Source organism: Alysiella filiformis, assembly GCF_014054525.1.
Taxonomy (GTDB): Bacteria; Pseudomonadota; Gammaproteobacteria; order Burkholderiales; family Neisseriaceae; genus Simonsiella; species Simonsiella filiformis.
On sequence record NZ_CP059564.1, the window covers coordinates 83,583 to 99,871 of the forward strand.

Below are 16,289 nucleotides of genomic sequence, written 5' to 3' on the forward strand. Positions count from 1 at the left end.
AACAACTCCAAAAACAAGAACAAGAAAACGTTTATTTTGCCACATATTCATAGCGCAAACATTCATTTTTGCGGCTGCTGTGAACATATATTGTGAAAACAATAAGTTGTGGTTCAATTTGTAAACTGGCGTGGTAATCATCGGGGTCGCACCAATAATGTTTTTGCAACACCCATTCGCCATTTTGATAAGCAAATTCAAATATTTGCTCATAATCGCCATTGCGAAAACGGTCAAAATAAAGTTGGCTGCCTGAAAAACGCCAACGCTTTTTGTCATGGGCAATGCGCCCGTTTGATAAGGTAATGGTTTCATCAAAATCAAGGCTTTGTGGGGTTTCGCGCACCGCCACTGTGCCTGTGCCGTTCATGTGCCAGTTCATTTGCGAACCTGCTTGGCTGCGCGATGTGAACGTTAAACTCGTGATTTGACGAAATCGGTTTTGAATGCCCAACAGCATGATTTGCCCCAATCAAATTCAGGCAGCCTGAAAACCATCGTCAAGCTGCCTGAAAAAATCAAATCATTGAAAAATCACAATTTTTGAAAAAAGCGATAGGCGGGCATCACCAAACCACACGCCAAGCACGCTTTAATCAAATCGCCCAAAATAAAGGGGATTAAGCCGTTTTGCAACACCGTGCCTTGTGGCACAAAAAAGGAAAGTTGCAATAAACCAAAGGCATACATCACAGCCGTTGCCACAATCGCGGCTGCCACGCTTTGCCACACCGATTTCAGGCAGCCTTTGTCGCTTGCCATGCCCAAAATCGCCGCCATTGCCACAAAGCCAATCAAATAGCCCCCCGATGCGCCCATCAAAACGCCCACACCTGCGCGTCCGCCTGCAAACACGGGCAAGCCCATTGCGCCTTCCAATAAATACAACAACATGGCTGCCACCGCCGCATTGCGTCCCAGCGCAAAGCCCAGCAGCAACACACCCAACGATTGCCCCGAAATGTGCACAAATGGCGTGGGAATGGCAATTTGCGCCAACAATGCCACCAAATTGGCACCAATCACGGTTTGTAAAATGAAGCTCGCCGTTTTATTTTTGGCAGCCCATTGTTTTGTAGCAGATAATTGTGCATACATCATGTAAACACCTTTCCTAAATAAACAGGGTGGTTAATAAAAAAGAAAAATATTGTACCCAAAATTCAGGCAGCCTGAAACCTTTGCAAAACCTACTTTTAAACTGATGTAGAGGCGGATTTCATATCCGCCTCTTTTCAATTTATGTAAAAATAGGACGAGTGTAGGGTGCAACTTGTTGCACCATTTTCCTGATAAAACATAAATTTGGTGCAACAAGTTGCACCCTACATGGTGTCCCAAAAATAAAAATTTCTGCAAGTCTAAACAGGGCAAATATGAAATCTGCCCTTGCGAACCGAGTTTTGTAAAAGTTTCAGCCTTGCAACTACCCAATAAAAAATGGATTCAATCAATATTGATTCGGCATCACGCCATGTGGCAACAGTTGCCACACTTGTCCTGCATTTTTCATTTTGCCTGCGGTTGCGCCAGCCGTGTCGCCATATCCCCAAAAATAATCCACACGCACCGCGCCTTTGATGGCGCTGCCTGTGTCTTGCGCCATAATCAGGCGTTGCAAGGCTTGGCGCGTGTCGGGGTGGGTGGTGGATACGAAAATGGGCGCACCCAAAGTGATGTATTGCTTGTCCACCGCACCCGAATATTCGCCCGACAATGGCACACCCAATGCGCCTATGGGTCCATCGGTGCTGTTGCCGTCTAGCTGCCTGAAAAACACATAGCTGGGGTTTTGTCCCAACACTTCGGCTAAATATTGTGGGTTTTGGCTTATCCAAGATTTGATGCCTTGCATGGAAGTTTGCGCCAAAGGCAAATAGCCGCGATTTGCCATGTATTTGCCAATGGAAACATAGGGATATTCATTTTTATCGGCAAAACCCAAGCGGATAAATTCGCCATTGGGCGTACGCAACCTGCCTGAACCTTGAACGTGCATGAAAAACAATTCCACAGGGTCGTTGGCGTAGCCCAAAATGGGGGCGCGACCGTTGAGCGCACCGCCATTGATGTCGTGGCGCGTGTAGTATGGCACAAATTGGTTGCCGACAAATCGCCCTTTAATTGTGCTGCTGCGTTCGCCTATGGGAAATTGCGCCAAATTCGCTGAAAATGCGCCATTTGCGTCTATTTTGCCCGCATTTTGCCCTGTTTGTGTGATGCGAACCATGCCCTTGCTGCCGCGCAAATGGTTGGGCAAACTCACCGAAACCATGTCGTTTGGCACACCGTAAATGGGGAAACGGGCGGTGGGCGTGGCGTATTTGTCGCCGTGCAACACGGGTTCGTAATAGCCTGTTACCGTGCCGCTTTCGCTGCCATTGTGTCGCACTTGCCATGCGGTAAAGTTTTGTTCAAAAAAGGATTTTGCCGATTGATTGTCGTTGTGTGTTTGCATGGCAATGCGGCAAACGTTTGCCCAAGCGGGTTTGTTTTGCAATTTGGGGCAGCCTTTTTGAAAGGCACTCAGGCTGCCTGAAAACGATTGATTTTGCCAGTTGGGAATGTGATTCAAGCCCACCACCGTGTAGCTTGCCACCCCATCGGGGCTGCGGTGCGCGTAGCCCAAAGGCAGGCTGCCTGAAACCGCATTGGACGTGGGCGAAACGGAATTGGGCGGCGATTTTTTGGTACAAGCCGCCAAAGCAGCAGCCGTGAGCAGTAAACAAGTCAAATGGCGTAATTTCATCACACAATCCACAAGAAAGAAAAAACACGCACATTATCGCCAAAATGACGCATTATTCCAAGAATATTTGCACGAAATTGCGTTTCAGGCTGCCTGAAATTCAACGTTTGATTTCACGCATTAAAGCCAACACATTGCGTTCGCGGTCAAGCACCGCATTGCTCAATGTTTGTACGCTGGTGGCATCGTTGCGTTTGCGTGCGGCGGCGAGCTGCTCACGCGCAATGTTGAGCGCAGCCTGTTCGCGCTGCAATTCCTGTTGCAAAATTTGACGGCGATTCAACATGCCCACCCCCACACGGTTGAAACGCTGAATTTGCGGCAAAGTGGGCGCAACATGAACCCGATTTGGCGCGGTGGCTGCCTGAACGGGCGTTTTTTGATGAGAAGACGATTTGTTGGGCATTGCCACAGTCGGCTTTTCAGGCAGGCTGCGTGGCAAAGACAAAGCAGGCGCAATCGGCACTTTATCGTAAGCACCATATTCCAATTCATGCCACAAATGATACAACTCATCGTTTTCTTGGGGCGCAATTTCAGGCAGCGCGGCGGCATTTTCGGGGGGCAAAGCCACATCGTCCGACACCTTGGGTGCAGGCGCAAACACCGCCCTACCCGTTTCGCCTATGCCGTTCATGTCGGAAATTTCGCACAAACTGCCCACTTTTTGCGTGGTATAAACAGGTTTGCCATTGACAACGCAAATGTAGGTGGCTGCCTGAACAGGCATCATCGCCGCCAAAAAAAACCACACAGCCCAACGCATTTCGTATCCCCCACACAAAATCAGGCATTGTAAAACACCATTGTGTGAAATACCGTTAAAAATCGCCATATTGCCCAATCAACCCAAATGCCATTAGAATGACCGCCTGATTGTTCAACGAGACCCCCACCATGGCAAGCACACACAAAGTCGCCAAAGGCGAAACCCTATTTGGTATCGCCAAAAAATACGGTTTAAGCGTAGATGAACTGAAAGCACTCAATGGCTTAAAAGACAACAACTTGAAAATTGGGCAAACCCTCATCGTCCAAAAAAACCCAGCCAGCAGCCCGAAACCCACCGCCAACAACCCCATTTCAGGCAGCACCCACACCGTTCAGGCAGGCGAAACCCTGTTTTCCATTGCCCGCAAATACGGCATCACCGTTGCGCTGCTCAAAACCCTCAACGCGCTCAAAAACAATGTGTTGAAATTGGGTCAAATTTTAAAAATCAATCGCACATCGCCCAACACCAACGCCACCTCCTACACCCCACCCAGCAGCAGCCCAGCCCCCACCGACAGCATCAGCCAACAAAAAATCCAATTTGGCATCAACTTCACAGGCGGCATCATCACAGGCATGAGCGACAACGAAACCCGCGCCTACGCCGCCAACGTAGCCTACACCGAATCCCGTTTCCGCCACCAAATTGAAAACGACTACGGCTACCTTGGCTTGTACCAATTTGGCGCAGCCGCCTTGGTGGAAGCAGGCTTAATCCAACGCAGCCGCTACCAAGCCGCCGTACAAATTCACGGCAGCAAATTGGCAAACGGTGCCAACGCCAGCATACACAAAGCCTTCATCGCCGACAGCAGCAACTGGGCAGCAGGACACAGCAAACAGCACTTTCTCAACAACCCCCATATTCAGCACCAAGCCTTTGTTGCCTACACCAACAACAACATTCAATACGCCACCCCCGCCGCCAAACGCGCCATGCAAGGCAATTTAGCCAAAATTGCCGCCTACATGAAAATGGCACATTTGCTCGGGCCCAGTCGCGCATCAGAAGGCACAGTCAATCCCAACTTTGATGCCAGCGACAAAAACCAAACCAGTATGCAACAATATGGCTTGGGTGCCGCCAACGAAATCCGCACCCTCGCCCAGCAAATCGCACAACGCCGCTAAACCACACCCCAAAAAATGAAAATGAAAAAATTGTTCATGACATTATGCTGTTGCAGCAGCCTTGCCATCGCCCAAGAAACCGAAATCAACGAATGGGACGACAGCCCATGCAAATCACTCAAACCCAGCATGGAATTGGCAAATTGCATCGCCCAACATCATCAAGACATAGAAAAAAAACTCACACAAACCGTCAAACAAGTTCAACAAAAACTGGCTTTTGACCGCACCATACAACAACATTTTGTCAAATCACAAAAATTGTGGCAAACGTGGATAGAAACCGAATGCGCCCCTGCCGACCCACATCATCATTCCGCCCACGTTCCCGTGTTGATTGCCGCCTGCGAATCCAACAAAATGCGCGCGCGTGAACGGCATTTGCGCCAAAAATTCGCCTTAAATCAAAACATTGCCCAACACACCGTGGTGGCAGGCGACACCCTATCGGCAATCGCCCTCAAAAACAAAATCAGCGTGGAAAAATTGAAAATCCTCAATCATTTGCGCGATGACAAAATCATTGTGGGGCAGATTTTGGTGTTGGCGCACCCCGTGTTTGATTTGCGCGATGACAACGGTGTGAGCATGCAAGAATTTGGCAAGGAATAAATCAAAAATCCTGTTTTCAGGCAGCCTGAAAACGGGATTTCAACCATTTTTACGCAAGATTATGCCAATAACGACACAATCTCGTCTTCCATTTCAAATGGCGTGGTGCTGGGGGCAAAACGCGCCACCACATCACCATTTCGGCTGACCAAAAATTTGGTGAAATTCCATTTGATGTCGCTTTCGCCGCGCGTTTCGCCCAACGATGCCAACTTAATCAGCAAATCTTTGAATTTACTGCTGCTTTTTTCATTGGGCTGCTGTTGTTTCAAATACACATACAAAGGGTGGGCGTGGTCGCCATTCACATCAATTTTGTCAAAAATCGTGAATTGCGTGCCGAATTTCATTTGGCAAATTTGGGCATATTCATCAATACTTTCAGGAGCTTGCTCACGAAATTGATTGCAGGGAAAATCCAAAATCACCAAACCTTGTTCACCGTATTTGGTGTGCAGGGCTTGTAATTGTTCATATTGTGGCGTTAAACCGCAGCGCGTGGCGGTGTTCACAATCAACAAAACCTTGCCGCGAAAATCGCCCAAATTGAGGTTGTCGCCTTTGGCGGTGCGTAAAGTCAAATCGTAAATGGCAGACATGATTGATTTCTCACAAAAAAAGCTGCCTGAAAACGTTTTGCGACATTTTCAGGCAGCTTTTGGATTATTTGCGCAAGCCCAAGCGGGTAATCACGTTGCGGTAAGTTTCGGCATCGGTGCGGCGCAAGTAAGCCAACAAGCGGCGGCGCGCGCTAACCATTTTCAGCAAACCACGGCGACTGTGTACGTCTTTGGGGTTGGCTTTAAAGTGGGGGGTTAAGTCGTTGATGCGGAAAGTCAGCAATGCGATTTGCACTTCGGAAGAGCCAGTATCGCCTTCTTTGCGTTGGAAATCTTTAACGATTTGCGCTTTTTGTTCTACGGTCAGAGCCATTTTGTTTATTCCTAAAAAAATTGCGCCTTGCGGCAAGACAAGTTTGCCAAGCCAAAAAACCTGTGCAAACTCCGAAAAAACGAATTATGCCACAATTTTTTGCGTTTGTGGGTGGATTTTTTGCTTGGCGATGATGAAATTTAAGGCTATAATATTGCGTTTCTTAATCCATTGGGTTGGTAGCTCAGGGGTTAGAGCAGGGGACTCATAATCCCTTGGTCGTGGGTTCGAAACCCACCCGACCCACCAAATTGAAACCGCGTGAAATCAAATGTTTCACGCGGTTTTTTGTGTTTCAGGCTGCCTGAAAACCCAGTTCAGGCAGCCTGAATTGACCGTCAAGACCAATTAGTCTTTTTTGTCTTTCACTTCTTCAAATTCTGCGTCCACAATGTCATCGTCTTTTTTCTTGGCAGATGATGTCGCGTCAGCAGCAGGGTTTTCGCCATCTTGACCCATGTTGGCGTAAACCAATTCGCCCAATTTTTGGCTGGCATTGCCCAAGGCTTCGGTTTTCGCGTCAATGTCTGCTTTGTCATCGCCTTTTACGGCTTCTTCGGTGGCAGCAAGGGCTTCTTCAATCTTGGCTTTTTCATCGGCAGACAATTTGTCGCCATGTTCTTCCAAAGATTTTTTCACAGAGTGAATCAAGGCTTCTGCTTGGTTGCGGCTTTGCACCAATTCCACCAATTTTTTGTCTTCGGCGGCGTTGGCTTCTGCGTCTTTAACCATGCGTTCAATTTCTTCCTCGCTCAAACCCGAAGAGCCTTGAATCGTGATGTTGGCTGCTTTGCCTGTGCCTTTGTCTTTGGCGGAAACGTGCAAAATGCCGTTTGCGTCAATGTCAAAGGTAACTTCAATTTGTGGCACGCCGCGTGGTGCTGGCGGAATGTCGCCCAAATTGAATTGACCCAAAGATTTGTTGCCCGAGGCGCGTTCGCGTTCGCCTTGCAACACATGAATGGTTACGGCAGCCTGATTGTTTTCGGCAGTGGAGAACACTTGCGATGCTTTGGTGGGAATGGTGGTGTTTTTGTTGATGAGTTTGGTCATCACACCGCCCATGGTTTCAATGCCCAAAGACAATGGGGTAACGTCCAACAACAACACGTCATTGCGACCACCACCCAACACTTCGCCTTGAATGGCTGCGCCCACGGCAACGGCTTCGTCTGGGTTCACGTCTTTGCGTGGTTCTTTGCCGAAAAATTCTTTTACGGCTTCTTGCACTTTGGGCATGCGGGTTTGACCGCCCACCAAAATCACATCGTCAATTTCGCTGGCAGACAAACCTGCGTCTTTCAACGCAATGCGGCAAGGTTCAATGGAACGTGCCACCAAATCTTCTACCAAAGCCTCAAACTTGGCGCGGGTGATTTTCATTGCCAAGTGTTTGGGACCTGTTGCATCCATTGTGATGTAAGGCAAATTGATTTCGGTTTGCTGACCGCTAGACAATTCAATTTTGGCTTTTTCTGCGGCTTCTTTCAGGCGTTGCAAAGCCATCACATCGTTTTTCAAATCAATGCCTTGTTCTTTTTTGAACTCGGCAATGATGTGGTCAATAATGCGTTGGTCAAAGTCTTCGCCGCCCAAGAAGGTGTCGCCATTGGTTGCCAAAACTTCAAATTGTTTGTCGCCATCAATATCGGCAATTTCAATGATGGAAATGTCAAACGTGCCACCGCCCAAGTCGTAAACCGCGATTTTGCGGTCGCCACCTGATACTTTGTCCATACCGAATGCGAGTGCGGCTGCGGTTGGCTCGTTGATGATGCGTTTCACGTCCAAGCCTGCAATGCGACCTGCGTCTTTGGTGGCTTGGCGTTGGCTGTCGTTGAAGTAGGCGGGTACGGTTACCACGGCTTCGGTTACTTTTTCGCCCAAATAGGCTTCTGCCGCTTCTTTCATTTTGCGCAACACTTCGGCGGAAATTTGTGGGGGCGACAATTCTTTGCCTTGTGCTTTAACCCACGCATCGCCATTTGCCGATTTGATGATTTCAAAGGGCATGGTTTCAATGTCGCGTTGTACTTCTTTGTCTTCAAATTTATGACCAATCAAGCGTTTGGCGGCATAAATGGTGTTTTTTGCGTTGGTAACGGCTTGGCGTTTGGCGGGCGCGCCCACCAAAATTTCGCCACCGTCCAAATACGCGATAATGGAAGGGGTGGTGCGTGCGCCTTCTGCGTTTTCAATTACTTTGGTTTGTCCGTTTTCGGAAATTGCCACGCATGAGTTGGTGGTACCCAAGTCAATACCGATTACTTTTGCCATAGTCTTTGCTCCTAAAAATGGGTTTTCTATATTGATGTTTGTCATGTGGGGTGCGACACGATTTTTTTCAAGTGCTTTGCTGTTTTCAGGCTGCCTGAAAATGTGTTCCGTTCCCAATGTTTCGCTAAATAAGGCGACACAAACCGCTTTTCAAGGGTAAAATCGGCAAAATATTGCGCTCGGTGGGCGTTTTCTTTGTTTTATCAATTAAATTTTTCAGGCAGCATGATTTATGGATTTGGGTCAATACGCACAAACTTCGCCTGCTTTGCGGCATTTGTGGCAAAGTACACGTTATTTTATTCAGTTGGACGAGCGGTTGAAGGCAATTTTGCCCGCCAATTTGCGTGAACATTGTCGCGTGGCGTGTGTGCAAAATGGGGTGTTGGTGGTGTTTGCGAAAAACAATATGGCGGCTTCGCGTTTGAAAATGATGTTGCCTGCGCTGTTGCCGCAAATTCAGGATTTGGGCGATGAAATTGGCAAAATTGACGTGAAAATGCTGCCTGAAACCCCCAAACCGCCACGCGAAAAACATTGTCATTTCAGCCCCAATGTGCTGGATATGTTTGAACACACGGCACAACAGGTGGCACACGCCCCTGCTCTGGCACAGGCTTTACGCAATTTGGTGGCGCAACATCGTTCATAAAAGAAAAATTCATCGCCCAGCCCAAATCCAAAGTTTGGCAATCAAATTGCTGAATGTGGCAAATGACCCAACATTCAGACACAACCTTGGTTTTTGCACAAAAATTGTCGATTTTTGCCACAAAACTGCCACCGATGAATGTTGATTTGCCACCAAAATGTTTTCAGGCTGCCTGAAAACATTTGCCCAACCACAGGATTTGAATCATGACAACACTCAAACACTGTTCTACCAACGAAAAAATCAACACAGGCAGGCAGCTTGAATTTGACCTTGCCAAAGCCTTGGCGATTGTGTTCATGGCTTGGGTGCATACGCTGGAAGAAACCGAATCGGTCAGCGAAGCCCTTATGCCCACGCTGATTGAAAAGGTATTTGGTGGTCCTTTTGCTGCGCCCGTGTTTATGGTGGCATTGGGCATTGGCTTGGTGTACACCAAACACGCCACCGCCAGCCATTTTGCCAAACGGGGCATTGAGTTGCTCATCATTGGTTTTTTGCTCAATGTGGTGCGTTTTGTGCTGCCTGCGGTGTGGAAAGCGGTGGGCTTATCACAAGATTTTGATTACGAATCGGAAATTGCATGGTTGGTCAGTGTTGATATATTGCAATTTGCGGGTTTGGCGTTTTTGTATTTTGCTTTGGCGGCTAAATATCGGTTTAGCCCCACAGTGTTGGCAATCGTTGCGGTGGTGTGTTCATTGCTCGGCATGGCATTGCAGGGCATGAGCATAGACAACCACATCGGCAAACAATTTTTGGGCTATTTTTGGGCAGCCAGCGATGAAACGTTTTTCCCATTTTTGAATTGGTTGATTTTTCCCACTTTTGGCTATCTGTTTGGTTTGTTGTGGCAAAAATGTGCCGATAAAGACCGTTTCTATCGCTACGCCACCCCCATTGGCATGATTTTGGGCGTGGGCTACATGGCGTTTGCGCTGAATGCCGAATGGGGCATGTACAACAGCGAAATAACCAATTCACACTATTACATGAATTTGCTTGATGCCAGTTTCATTTTGATGTTTGTGGTGGGCTGGTTTGGCGTGTGTCATTGGTTGCTGCGGATTTTGCCGCAAAAAGTTTTTTTGCCCATGTTCAATTTAAGCAGAAACATCAATCAGGTTTATTGTATCCATTGGATTATTTTGGGCTTTTTTGGTGTGTGGTTTCGGGACTTTTTACACAAAACCGAATTGCCCGTGTGGGAAGTCAGCGTGTATGCCGCTTTGATTTTGTTGGTATCGGGCATATTGGCGGAAATTTATGTGCGCCACATCAAAAAAATGATTTTTAAATCATAAAAACGGATTTTCAGGCTGCCTGAAACGCCATTTTTCAAAAAAATCAATCTAACAAGGAAAAAACCATTTATGTTGTTTAAAATACCAACCATTGCCTTATCTGTGGTCTTGGGTTTGGGATTGAGCGCGTGTGGCAAAGAAAAAGAAGTTGCACCTGCCGCCGCGTCTGCGCCTGCCGAACAAACGGTGGCAGAATACCGCATTCGCACCACCAACCAGCCCTATCCCCCGTTCAATATTTACAATCCCGACAACACCATTAGCGGTTTGGAAGCCGATGTGTTGGCAGCCATTGCCAAAGACCAAAACATCAAAATCACCCATGTGCCTTATGTGTGGGATGTCATGTTTACCGATTTGAAAGGCGGCAATGCCGATATGGTGGGCGGTGGCTTGGTCAAAAGCGATTACAACACCGAAGAAATTGTTGCCAGCATACCTTATATGCGCGCGCCCGATTGCGTGGTAGCCAGCAAACCCAGCAATTTGGATAATTGGCACAAACGCAAAGTCGCCCTGCGCGAAGAAGACGATGAAGAAGAAGACTTAATGCAAAACTTTGGTGTGGCGCGAGACAATATTGTGTATGTTCGCAGTCAATATCAGGGTTTGCAACAACTTTTGGCTGGCACCATACCCACCATGATGAGCGATTGCAGCGTGATTCGCTATTACATCAGACAATCATTTATCGATAAAAAAGACCAATTCCATTTGAAAGAATTGCCACGCACTGAAAGCGATGTGGATGCCAATGAAAACATCATCTTTGGCGTACGCAAAGACCAAACCGAATTGTTGCAAAAAATCAATCAAGGCATTACCAATTTGAAAGCCAATGGCGAATTGGAACGCATTTTGCAAAGATGGCAATAAATCATTTTGATTTTGCAATAAAAATCCTTATAATACGCGGTTTTATTCCTTTTCAGGCAGCCTTTTTGTTTTTCAGGCAGCCTGAAAAATTTTTTTTAATCAGATGAATCAGCCCCGCAATTACGGGCTACCTGACGAAAGCACAAACCATGAAAAAAGTTTTTATCCGCACCTTTGGCTGCCAAATGAACGAATACGACAGCGAAAAAATGCTCTCCGTATTAGCCGAAGGCGATGAATTGGAACAGGTTTCCGAACCCGAACAAGCCGACATCATTTTGTTCAACACCTGCTCGGTGCGCGAAAAAGCGCAAGAAAAGGTGTTTTCCGATTTGGGTCGCGTAAAACATCTGAAAAAACAAAATCCCAATTTAATCATTGGTGTAGGCGGTTGCGTGGCATCCCAAGAGGGCGAAGCCATTGTGCAACGCGCCCCTTATGTGGACGTGGTGTTTGGCCCTCAAACTTTGCACCGCTTGCCCAAAATGATTATGGACAAGGAAACCACAGGCTTGTCGCAAGTGGACATTTCTTTCCCCGAAATTGAAAAATTTGACCACCTGCCCCCTGCACGTGTGGAAGGCGGCAGCGCGTTCATTTCCATTATGGAAGGCTGCTCCAAATATTGCAGTTTCTGTGTGGTGCCTTATACGCGCGGCGAAGAATTTTCGCGTCCACTCAATGATGTTTTGACGGAAATTGCGGGCTTGGCGCAACAAGGCGTGAAAGAAATCAACCTGTTGGGACAAAACGTGAACGCCTATCGCGGTGCAATGGACGATGGCGAAATTTGCGATTTTGCGACTTTATTGCGGATTGTGCATGAAATTCCTGAAATTGAGCGCATTCGTTTCACCACCAGCCACCCACGCGAATTTTCAGACGCGATTATTGAATGCTACCGCGATTTGCCCAAATTGGTGTCGCATTTGCATTTGCCGATTCAAAGCGGCTCCGACCGCGTGTTGAGCGCGATGAAACGCGGCTACACGGCTTTGGAATACAAATCCATTATCCGCAAATTGCGTGCCATTCGCCCTGATTTGTGTTTGAGTTCGGATTTCATTGTCGGTTTCCCAGGCGAAACGGAACGCGAATTTGAGCAAACTTTGAAATTGGTTAAAGACATTGCTTTTGATTTGAGTTTTGTGTTCATTTACAGCCCACGCCCTGGTACACCAGCCGCGAATCTGCCAGACGATACGCCCCACGAAGAAAAAGTCCGCCGCTTGGAAGCCTTGAACGAAGTGATTGAGGCGGAAACGGCACGCATCAACCAAACCATGCTCGGCACAATCCAACGCTGCTTGGTGGAAGGCGTGTCCAAAAAAGACCCTGATATGTTGCAAGCGCGTACCGCCAATAATCGCGTGGTCAATTTTTTTGGCGATGTGTCGCTGATTAACCAAATGGTGGAAATTGAAATCACGGAAGCGTTTACGTTCAGTTTGCGTGGCGAATTGGTGGAATAAGGTGAACTCGGGATAAGTAACTGTCAATGCGCCAATAAATCAACCCTCTCTCCCTGTGGGAAAGCGTTGGAGAGAGGGCTTTGAGCAGCATGCCCTCTCCCCAGCCCTCTCCCACAGGGCGAGGGAGTAAAGTTACTTAAATTTATCAATGACTTTTATCCCAAACTCGCATTAGAATCACAATTTTCAGGCTGTCTGTATTGATTTTTTCAACGCAGGCAGCCTGAAAAACCATTTGTTTGTAAAAAGGATTGATTTATGTCGTTTACGGTTGCTTTGATTATCACAACTTACAATCGCCCTGACGCTTTGGCGCACGTTTTGCAATCGGCAATGCAACAAAGCCGCTTGCCCGATGAAATCATCATCGCCGATGACGGCTCGGACGAACGCACCGCGCAAGTGATTCAGGCAGCCGCCAAGCAATCGCCCATGCCCCTGCACCACGCATGGCAACCTGACGATGGCTTTCGTGCCGCGCAAAGTCGCAATCGGGCTTTGGCATTGGCAAAGTGCGATTACATCATCATGATTGATGGCGATATGCTCCTGCACCCCGAATTTGTTGCCGACCACCTGCGTATTGCCAAAAAAGGCTTTTGGGTTCAAGGCAGCCGTGTTTTGCTGACGGAAGATTTGACGGCTGAAATTTTGGCGCAACCTTTGCCCAATCCCTGTGTGATTTCAGGCAGCCACGCTGGGGTTTTGAAAAAACACGCCACTTGGCGTTTGCCGTTTTTGAGTCGCTATTGGGCGCGGTGTTTGGGCAAAAGCAAAAAGTCGGTTAAAACGTGCAATTTGGCGGTGTTTCGTGAAGACGCTTTGCGAATCAATGGTTTTAACAATGAATTTGTGGGCTGGGGGCGCGAAGACGATGAATTTGCCGCCCGTTTGCAACACGCTGGGATGCAACGTGCCAATTTGCGCTGGGCTGGCGTGGCGTATCATTTGTGGCACAAGGAATCCGACCGCGCCGCTTTGCCGCGCAATGAAGCCTTGTTAAGCCAAACTTTATCGCAAAAATTGACGCGCTGTGAAAATGGCGTTGATGTGTTTCTGCAAAAATGAGGTTTCAGGCAGCCTTTCGCTGCGCCACAAAAAATAAAATGGGGTGTTTTGGGATTTCGCGCGGGCGACCTACTTTTTAAAAAAGTAAGCCAAACACCTTAAAATACATCTATTTTATTGATGAAAAACAGTATTTTGTTGTTTTCAGGCTGCCTGAAAGTGCTGTTGAGACGCAAATCGTTGAGCATGGATTTATTTGGCTTACTTTTTTAAAAAGTCAGTCGCCGAAGGCAAAAAAACTTTTTGGTGGAAACAGTAAAAGGCAGCCTGAAACTTTTGCAAAAATCGGTTCGTAGGGGCAGATTTCATATCTGCCCCGTTTGAGCTTGTGGCAATTTTCATTTTCATCAATAAATTGAAAAAAGGGCGGATATGAAATCCGCCCCTACGTCAGCTTGCAAGTGGGTTTTGCAAAAGTTTCAGCCTGAAAATCACATTCAGGCTGCCTGAAACATTTTGACCGATTAAGCAGAATAAGTATCCGCACCGCTTTGTTTTTGAATGAATTCAATTTTGTAGCCGTCTGGGTCTTCCACAAAGGCGATGACGGTGGTGCCGTGTTTCATTGCCCCTGCCTCGCGCACCACTTTGCCGCCTTTGGCGCGTACCGCATCGCAAGCGGCATAGGCATCGTCCACTTCAATGGCGATGTGTCCGTAGCCTGTGCCGATGTCGTAGCTGCTGGTGTCCCAGTTGTGGGTCAGTTCCAATACGGCGGTTTCGCTTTCTTCGCCATAGCCCACGAATGCCAATGTGAATTTGCCTTCGGGATAATCTTTGCGGCGCAACAATTTCATGCCCAAAACTTCTGTATAAAAATTCAACGACTTATCCAAATCACCCACGCGCAACATGGTGTGCAAAATACGCATTTTTGTGTTCCTTTTTATCAATTATTGTGAAAACGCGCATTTTAGCACAAACAAAATCCGCATTTTGCACTACAATCTTGTTTAACAAAAAACCATTGACAAGGATACACGCCATGCAATATGCCAAAATTTTGGGTTCAGGCAGCCATTTGCCCTCCAACCGCGTTAGCAATGACGATTTAGCCCAACGCATTGACACATCAGATGAATGGATTACCACGCGCACAGGCATTAAAGCGCGACACATCGCCGCCGAACACGAAAAAACCAGCGATTTGGCGGTTCAGGCAGCCTTAAAAGCCTTGCACAATGCCAAAATGTCTGCCGATGAAATTGACTTAATCGTGTTGGCAACCACCACGCCCGATATGCAGTTTCCTGCCACCGCCACCATTGTGCAACACAAATTGGGCATAGCAGGCTGCCCCGCTTTTGACGTGCAAGCGGTGTGTGCTGGATTCATGTACGCGCTGACCACCGCCCAAGCCTACATTCAAAGCGGCATGGTAAGCAAAGCCTTGGTCATTGGCGCAGACATTTTCAGCCGCATTGTGGATTGGAACGACCGTGCCACTTGCGTGTTGTTTGGCGATGGCGCAGGCGCGGTGGTGCTGGGCGCGAGCGATGAAGCGGGCATCATTCACAGCCGTTTGCACGCCGATGGGGCGCATTTGGATTTGCTGCAAGTGCCAGCGCAAATGTGCGAAGGGCAAATTTGCGGTTCGCCCTTTGTGAAAATGGACGGGCAAGGCGTGTTCAAATTTGCCGTGAAGCAACTTTCTGCCGTAGCCGACCAAGTGTTGCGCGAATCCCATCACAGCAAAGAGCAAATTGACTGGCTCATTCCCCACCAAGCCAACCGCCGCATCATTGAAGCCACCGCCAAACATTTGAATTTGAGCATGGACAAAGTGATTTTGACCGTGCAAGAACACGCCAACACATCAGCCGCGTCCATACCTTTGGCTTTGGACGCGGGCATTCAAGACGGTCGCATTCAGCGCGGACAAAAATTGTTGTTGGAAGGCATAGGTGGCGGTTTTGCGTGGGGCGCGGTGTTGATTCAATATTGATTTTTTTGTGAAATTTTGGTTTCAGGCTGCCTGAAAGGGAAAATATGCTGACATTGGATTTACCACCACACATTGAACAAGCCATTATTCATCAAGCACAAGGCGTGAGCATCAACGAATTGATTACACGCTGGGCAAAGCAAGATGATGTTTTATTAACGGATTTTTTCAAAACCACATCCCAAATCGCGGCATTTGAAAACACCGACCCTGTGGCATATCAAAGGGCAATGCGCGATGAATAGCATGACGTTTCTTAATCCAAATTTTCAGGCAGCCTTTCATTACCCTACAAATTTTTGCTTGCCACCCATCTGTCCCCTCTCCTTTGGGAGAGGGTTAGGGAGAGGGGAAAACTGGCGATGCTCAACGATTTTCCCTCTCCCCAGCCCTCTCCCAAAGGAGAGGGAGCAGGTTGCGTCATCTCAACGATTGTGGGCAATGTTTATTTTTGTAGGGTAGTGAAAGGCAGCCTGAAAACCCATTTTTAAAATAA

19 protein-coding genes and 1 tRNA gene are annotated in these 16,289 nt (G+C 47.7%); 12 read left to right on the forward strand and 8 right to left on the reverse strand.

Going from position 1 to position 16,289, the window contains the following annotated elements; genetic code table 11:
• Window positions 1-31: 31 nt before the first annotated feature.
• From H3L97_RS00490 to mltA, 3 genes are all read right to left on the reverse strand, one after another.
• Window positions 32-460, reverse strand: a complete 429-nt coding sequence (locus H3L97_RS00490; protein WP_097113993.1) for a DUF6314 family protein — start codon at window positions 458-460, stop codon at window positions 32-34.
• A 74-nt stretch (window positions 461-534) separates the two neighbouring features.
• The gene (locus H3L97_RS00495) at window positions 535-1,101 is read right to left on the reverse strand and encodes a biotin transporter BioY (protein ID WP_224446333.1); all 567 of its coding nucleotides are present in this window, start codon (window positions 1,099-1,101) and stop codon (window positions 535-537) included.
• 349 nt (window positions 1,102-1,450) lie between these two features.
• On the reverse strand, window positions 1,451-2,749 hold the full coding sequence (gene mltA, locus H3L97_RS00500) for a murein transglycosylase A (protein WP_097113992.1): 1,299 nt from the start codon (window positions 2,747-2,749) through the stop codon (window positions 1,451-1,453).
• On the opposite strand from mltA, the gene H3L97_RS11970 reads away from it, so the two are divergent.
• Entirely contained in the window at window positions 2,715-2,846 is a 132-nt protein-coding gene (locus tag H3L97_RS11970; RefSeq protein WP_257010988.1) for a hypothetical protein, read from the forward strand. The two genes, mltA and H3L97_RS11970, sit on opposite strands and share 35 nt — an antisense overlap.
• Window positions 2,847-2,849: 3 nt before the next feature.
• Here H3L97_RS11970 and H3L97_RS00505 read toward each other — a convergent pair whose 3' ends face one another.
• The gene (locus tag H3L97_RS00505; protein WP_097113991.1) at window positions 2,850-3,584 is read right to left on the reverse strand and encodes a hypothetical protein; all 735 of its coding nucleotides are present in this window, start codon (window positions 3,582-3,584) and stop codon (window positions 2,850-2,852) included.
• Window positions 3,585-3,646: 62 nt separating this feature from the next.
• On the opposite strand from H3L97_RS00505, the gene H3L97_RS11805 reads away from it, so the two are divergent.
• Both H3L97_RS11805 and H3L97_RS00515 read left to right on the forward strand, forming a co-directional pair.
• Window positions 3,647-4,654, forward strand: coding sequence for a LysM peptidoglycan-binding domain-containing protein (locus H3L97_RS11805; protein ID WP_097113990.1), 1,008 nt, complete (start codon window positions 3,647-3,649; stop codon window positions 4,652-4,654).
• A 21-nt stretch (window positions 4,655-4,675) separates the two neighbouring features.
• A complete protein-coding gene (locus H3L97_RS00515; protein ID WP_179655805.1) occupies window positions 4,676-5,266 on the forward strand; it encodes a LysM peptidoglycan-binding domain-containing protein in 591 nt (196 codons plus the stop codon).
• A gap of 59 nt (window positions 5,267-5,325) precedes the next feature.
• Here H3L97_RS00515 and H3L97_RS00520 read toward each other — a convergent pair whose 3' ends face one another.
• Window positions 5,326-5,865, reverse strand: a complete 540-nt coding sequence (locus tag H3L97_RS00520; protein ID WP_097113988.1) for a glutathione peroxidase — start codon at window positions 5,863-5,865, stop codon at window positions 5,326-5,328.
• Between the two features lie 64 nt (window positions 5,866-5,929).
• Window positions 5,930-6,199, reverse strand: a complete 270-nt coding sequence (gene rpsO, locus H3L97_RS00525) for a 30S ribosomal protein S15 (RefSeq protein ID WP_097113987.1) — start codon at window positions 6,197-6,199, stop codon at window positions 5,930-5,932.
• 173 nt (window positions 6,200-6,372) lie between these two features.
• Here rpsO and H3L97_RS00530 point away from each other — a divergent pair.
• Window positions 6,373-6,448, forward strand: a tRNA-Ile gene (locus tag H3L97_RS00530).
• A 99-nt stretch (window positions 6,449-6,547) separates the two neighbouring features.
• Here the strand turns inward: H3L97_RS00530 and dnaK are convergent.
• Window positions 6,548-8,476 carry a molecular chaperone DnaK gene (gene dnaK, locus H3L97_RS00535; protein ID WP_097113986.1) on the reverse strand — a complete coding sequence of 643 codons (1,929 nt, stop codon included), beginning with the start codon at window positions 8,474-8,476 and terminating at the stop codon, window positions 6,548-6,550.
• A gap of 232 nt (window positions 8,477-8,708) precedes the next feature.
• On the opposite strand from dnaK, the gene H3L97_RS00540 reads away from it, so the two are divergent.
• The 5 genes from H3L97_RS00540 to H3L97_RS00560 all read left to right on the forward strand — a co-directional run bounded on the left by H3L97_RS00540 (window position 8,709) and on the right by H3L97_RS00560 (window position 13,848).
• A complete protein-coding gene (locus tag H3L97_RS00540; protein WP_097113985.1) occupies window positions 8,709-9,128 on the forward strand; it encodes a DciA family protein in 420 nt (139 codons plus the stop codon).
• Between the two features lie 206 nt (window positions 9,129-9,334).
• Window positions 9,335-10,432: an acyltransferase family protein gene (locus H3L97_RS00545; protein ID WP_097113984.1), complete on the forward strand. Its 1,098-nt coding sequence runs from the start codon at window positions 9,335-9,337 to the stop codon at window positions 10,430-10,432.
• A gap of 69 nt (window positions 10,433-10,501) precedes the next feature.
• Window positions 10,502-11,308, forward strand: a complete 807-nt coding sequence (locus H3L97_RS00550; RefSeq protein ID WP_097113983.1) for a substrate-binding periplasmic protein — start codon at window positions 10,502-10,504, stop codon at window positions 11,306-11,308.
• A gap of 149 nt (window positions 11,309-11,457) precedes the next feature.
• Entirely contained in the window at window positions 11,458-12,780 is a 1,323-nt protein-coding gene (gene miaB, locus H3L97_RS00555) for a tRNA (N6-isopentenyl adenosine(37)-C2)-methylthiotransferase MiaB (RefSeq protein ID WP_034291653.1), read from the forward strand.
• A 258-nt stretch (window positions 12,781-13,038) separates the two neighbouring features.
• Window positions 13,039-13,848 (forward strand): glycosyltransferase family 2 protein, encoded by an 810-nt coding sequence (locus H3L97_RS00560; protein ID WP_097113982.1) that lies wholly within the window; start codon window positions 13,039-13,041, stop codon window positions 13,846-13,848.
• 464 nt (window positions 13,849-14,312) lie between these two features.
• On the opposite strand, the gene gloA is transcribed toward H3L97_RS00560, so the two are convergent.
• Window positions 14,313-14,720, reverse strand: a complete 408-nt coding sequence (gloA, locus tag H3L97_RS00565) for a lactoylglutathione lyase (RefSeq protein WP_097113981.1) — start codon at window positions 14,718-14,720, stop codon at window positions 14,313-14,315.
• A 113-nt stretch (window positions 14,721-14,833) separates the two neighbouring features.
• On the opposite strand from gloA, the gene H3L97_RS00570 reads away from it, so the two are divergent.
• From H3L97_RS00570 to H3L97_RS11975, 3 genes are all read left to right on the forward strand, one after another.
• Window positions 14,834-15,793, forward strand: a complete 960-nt coding sequence (locus H3L97_RS00570) for a beta-ketoacyl-ACP synthase III (RefSeq protein WP_097113980.1) — start codon at window positions 14,834-14,836, stop codon at window positions 15,791-15,793.
• Window positions 15,794-15,837: 44 nt separating this feature from the next.
• Window positions 15,838-16,038, forward strand: a complete 201-nt coding sequence (locus tag H3L97_RS00575) for a hypothetical protein (protein ID WP_097113979.1) — start codon at window positions 15,838-15,840, stop codon at window positions 16,036-16,038.
• A gap of 117 nt (window positions 16,039-16,155) precedes the next feature.
• On the forward strand, window positions 16,156-16,284 hold the full coding sequence (locus tag H3L97_RS11975; RefSeq protein WP_257010986.1) for a hypothetical protein: 129 nt from the start codon (window positions 16,156-16,158) through the stop codon (window positions 16,282-16,284).
• Window positions 16,285-16,289: the final 5 nt, after the last annotated feature.

Bases quoted from the DNA above. Each gene is read 5' to 3' on its own strand.
- H3L97_RS00550 (WP_097113983.1), top strand. From the start codon at position 10,502: ATGTTGTTTAAAATACCAACCATTGCCTTATCTGTGGTCTTGGGTTTG.
- H3L97_RS00560 (WP_097113982.1), top strand. From the start codon at position 13,039: ATGTCGTTTACGGTTGCTTTGATTATCACAACTTACAATCGCCCTGAC.
- H3L97_RS00540 (WP_097113985.1), top strand. From the start codon at position 8,709: ATGGATTTGGGTCAATACGCACAAACTTCGCCTGCTTTGCGGCATTTG.
- H3L97_RS11805 (WP_097113990.1), top strand. From the start codon at position 3,647: ATGGCAAGCACACACAAAGTCGCCAAAGGCGAAACCCTATTTGGTATC.
- H3L97_RS00575 (WP_097113979.1), top strand. From the start codon at position 15,838: ATGCTGACATTGGATTTACCACCACACATTGAACAAGCCATTATTCAT.
- miaB (WP_034291653.1), top strand. From the start codon at position 11,458: ATGAAAAAAGTTTTTATCCGCACCTTTGGCTGCCAAATGAACGAATAC.
- rpsO (WP_097113987.1), bottom strand. From the start codon at position 6,199: ATGGCTCTGACCGTAGAACAAAAAGCGCAAATCGTTAAAGATTTCCAA.
- H3L97_RS00490 (WP_097113993.1), bottom strand. From the start codon at position 460: ATGCTGTTGGGCATTCAAAACCGATTTCGTCAAATCACGAGTTTAACG.
- H3L97_RS00545 (WP_097113984.1), top strand. From the start codon at position 9,335: ATGACAACACTCAAACACTGTTCTACCAACGAAAAAATCAACACAGGC.
- dnaK (WP_097113986.1), bottom strand. From the start codon at position 8,476: ATGGCAAAAGTAATCGGTATTGACTTGGGTACCACCAACTCATGCGTG.
- H3L97_RS00495 (WP_224446333.1), bottom strand. From the start codon at position 1,101: ATGATGTATGCACAATTATCTGCTACAAAACAATGGGCTGCCAAAAAT.
- H3L97_RS11975 (WP_257010986.1), top strand. From the start codon at position 16,156: ATGCTCAACGATTTTCCCTCTCCCCAGCCCTCTCCCAAAGGAGAGGGA.
- mltA (WP_097113992.1), bottom strand. From the start codon at position 2,749: ATGAAATTACGCCATTTGACTTGTTTACTGCTCACGGCTGCTGCTTTG.
- H3L97_RS00515 (WP_179655805.1), top strand. From the start codon at position 4,676: ATGAAAAAATTGTTCATGACATTATGCTGTTGCAGCAGCCTTGCCATC.
- H3L97_RS00570 (WP_097113980.1), top strand. From the start codon at position 14,834: ATGCAATATGCCAAAATTTTGGGTTCAGGCAGCCATTTGCCCTCCAAC.
- gloA (WP_097113981.1), bottom strand. From the start codon at position 14,720: ATGCGTATTTTGCACACCATGTTGCGCGTGGGTGATTTGGATAAGTCG.
- H3L97_RS00505 (WP_097113991.1), bottom strand. From the start codon at position 3,584: ATGGCGATTTTTAACGGTATTTCACACAATGGTGTTTTACAATGCCTG.
- H3L97_RS00520 (WP_097113988.1), bottom strand. From the start codon at position 5,865: ATGTCTGCCATTTACGATTTGACTTTACGCACCGCCAAAGGCGACAAC.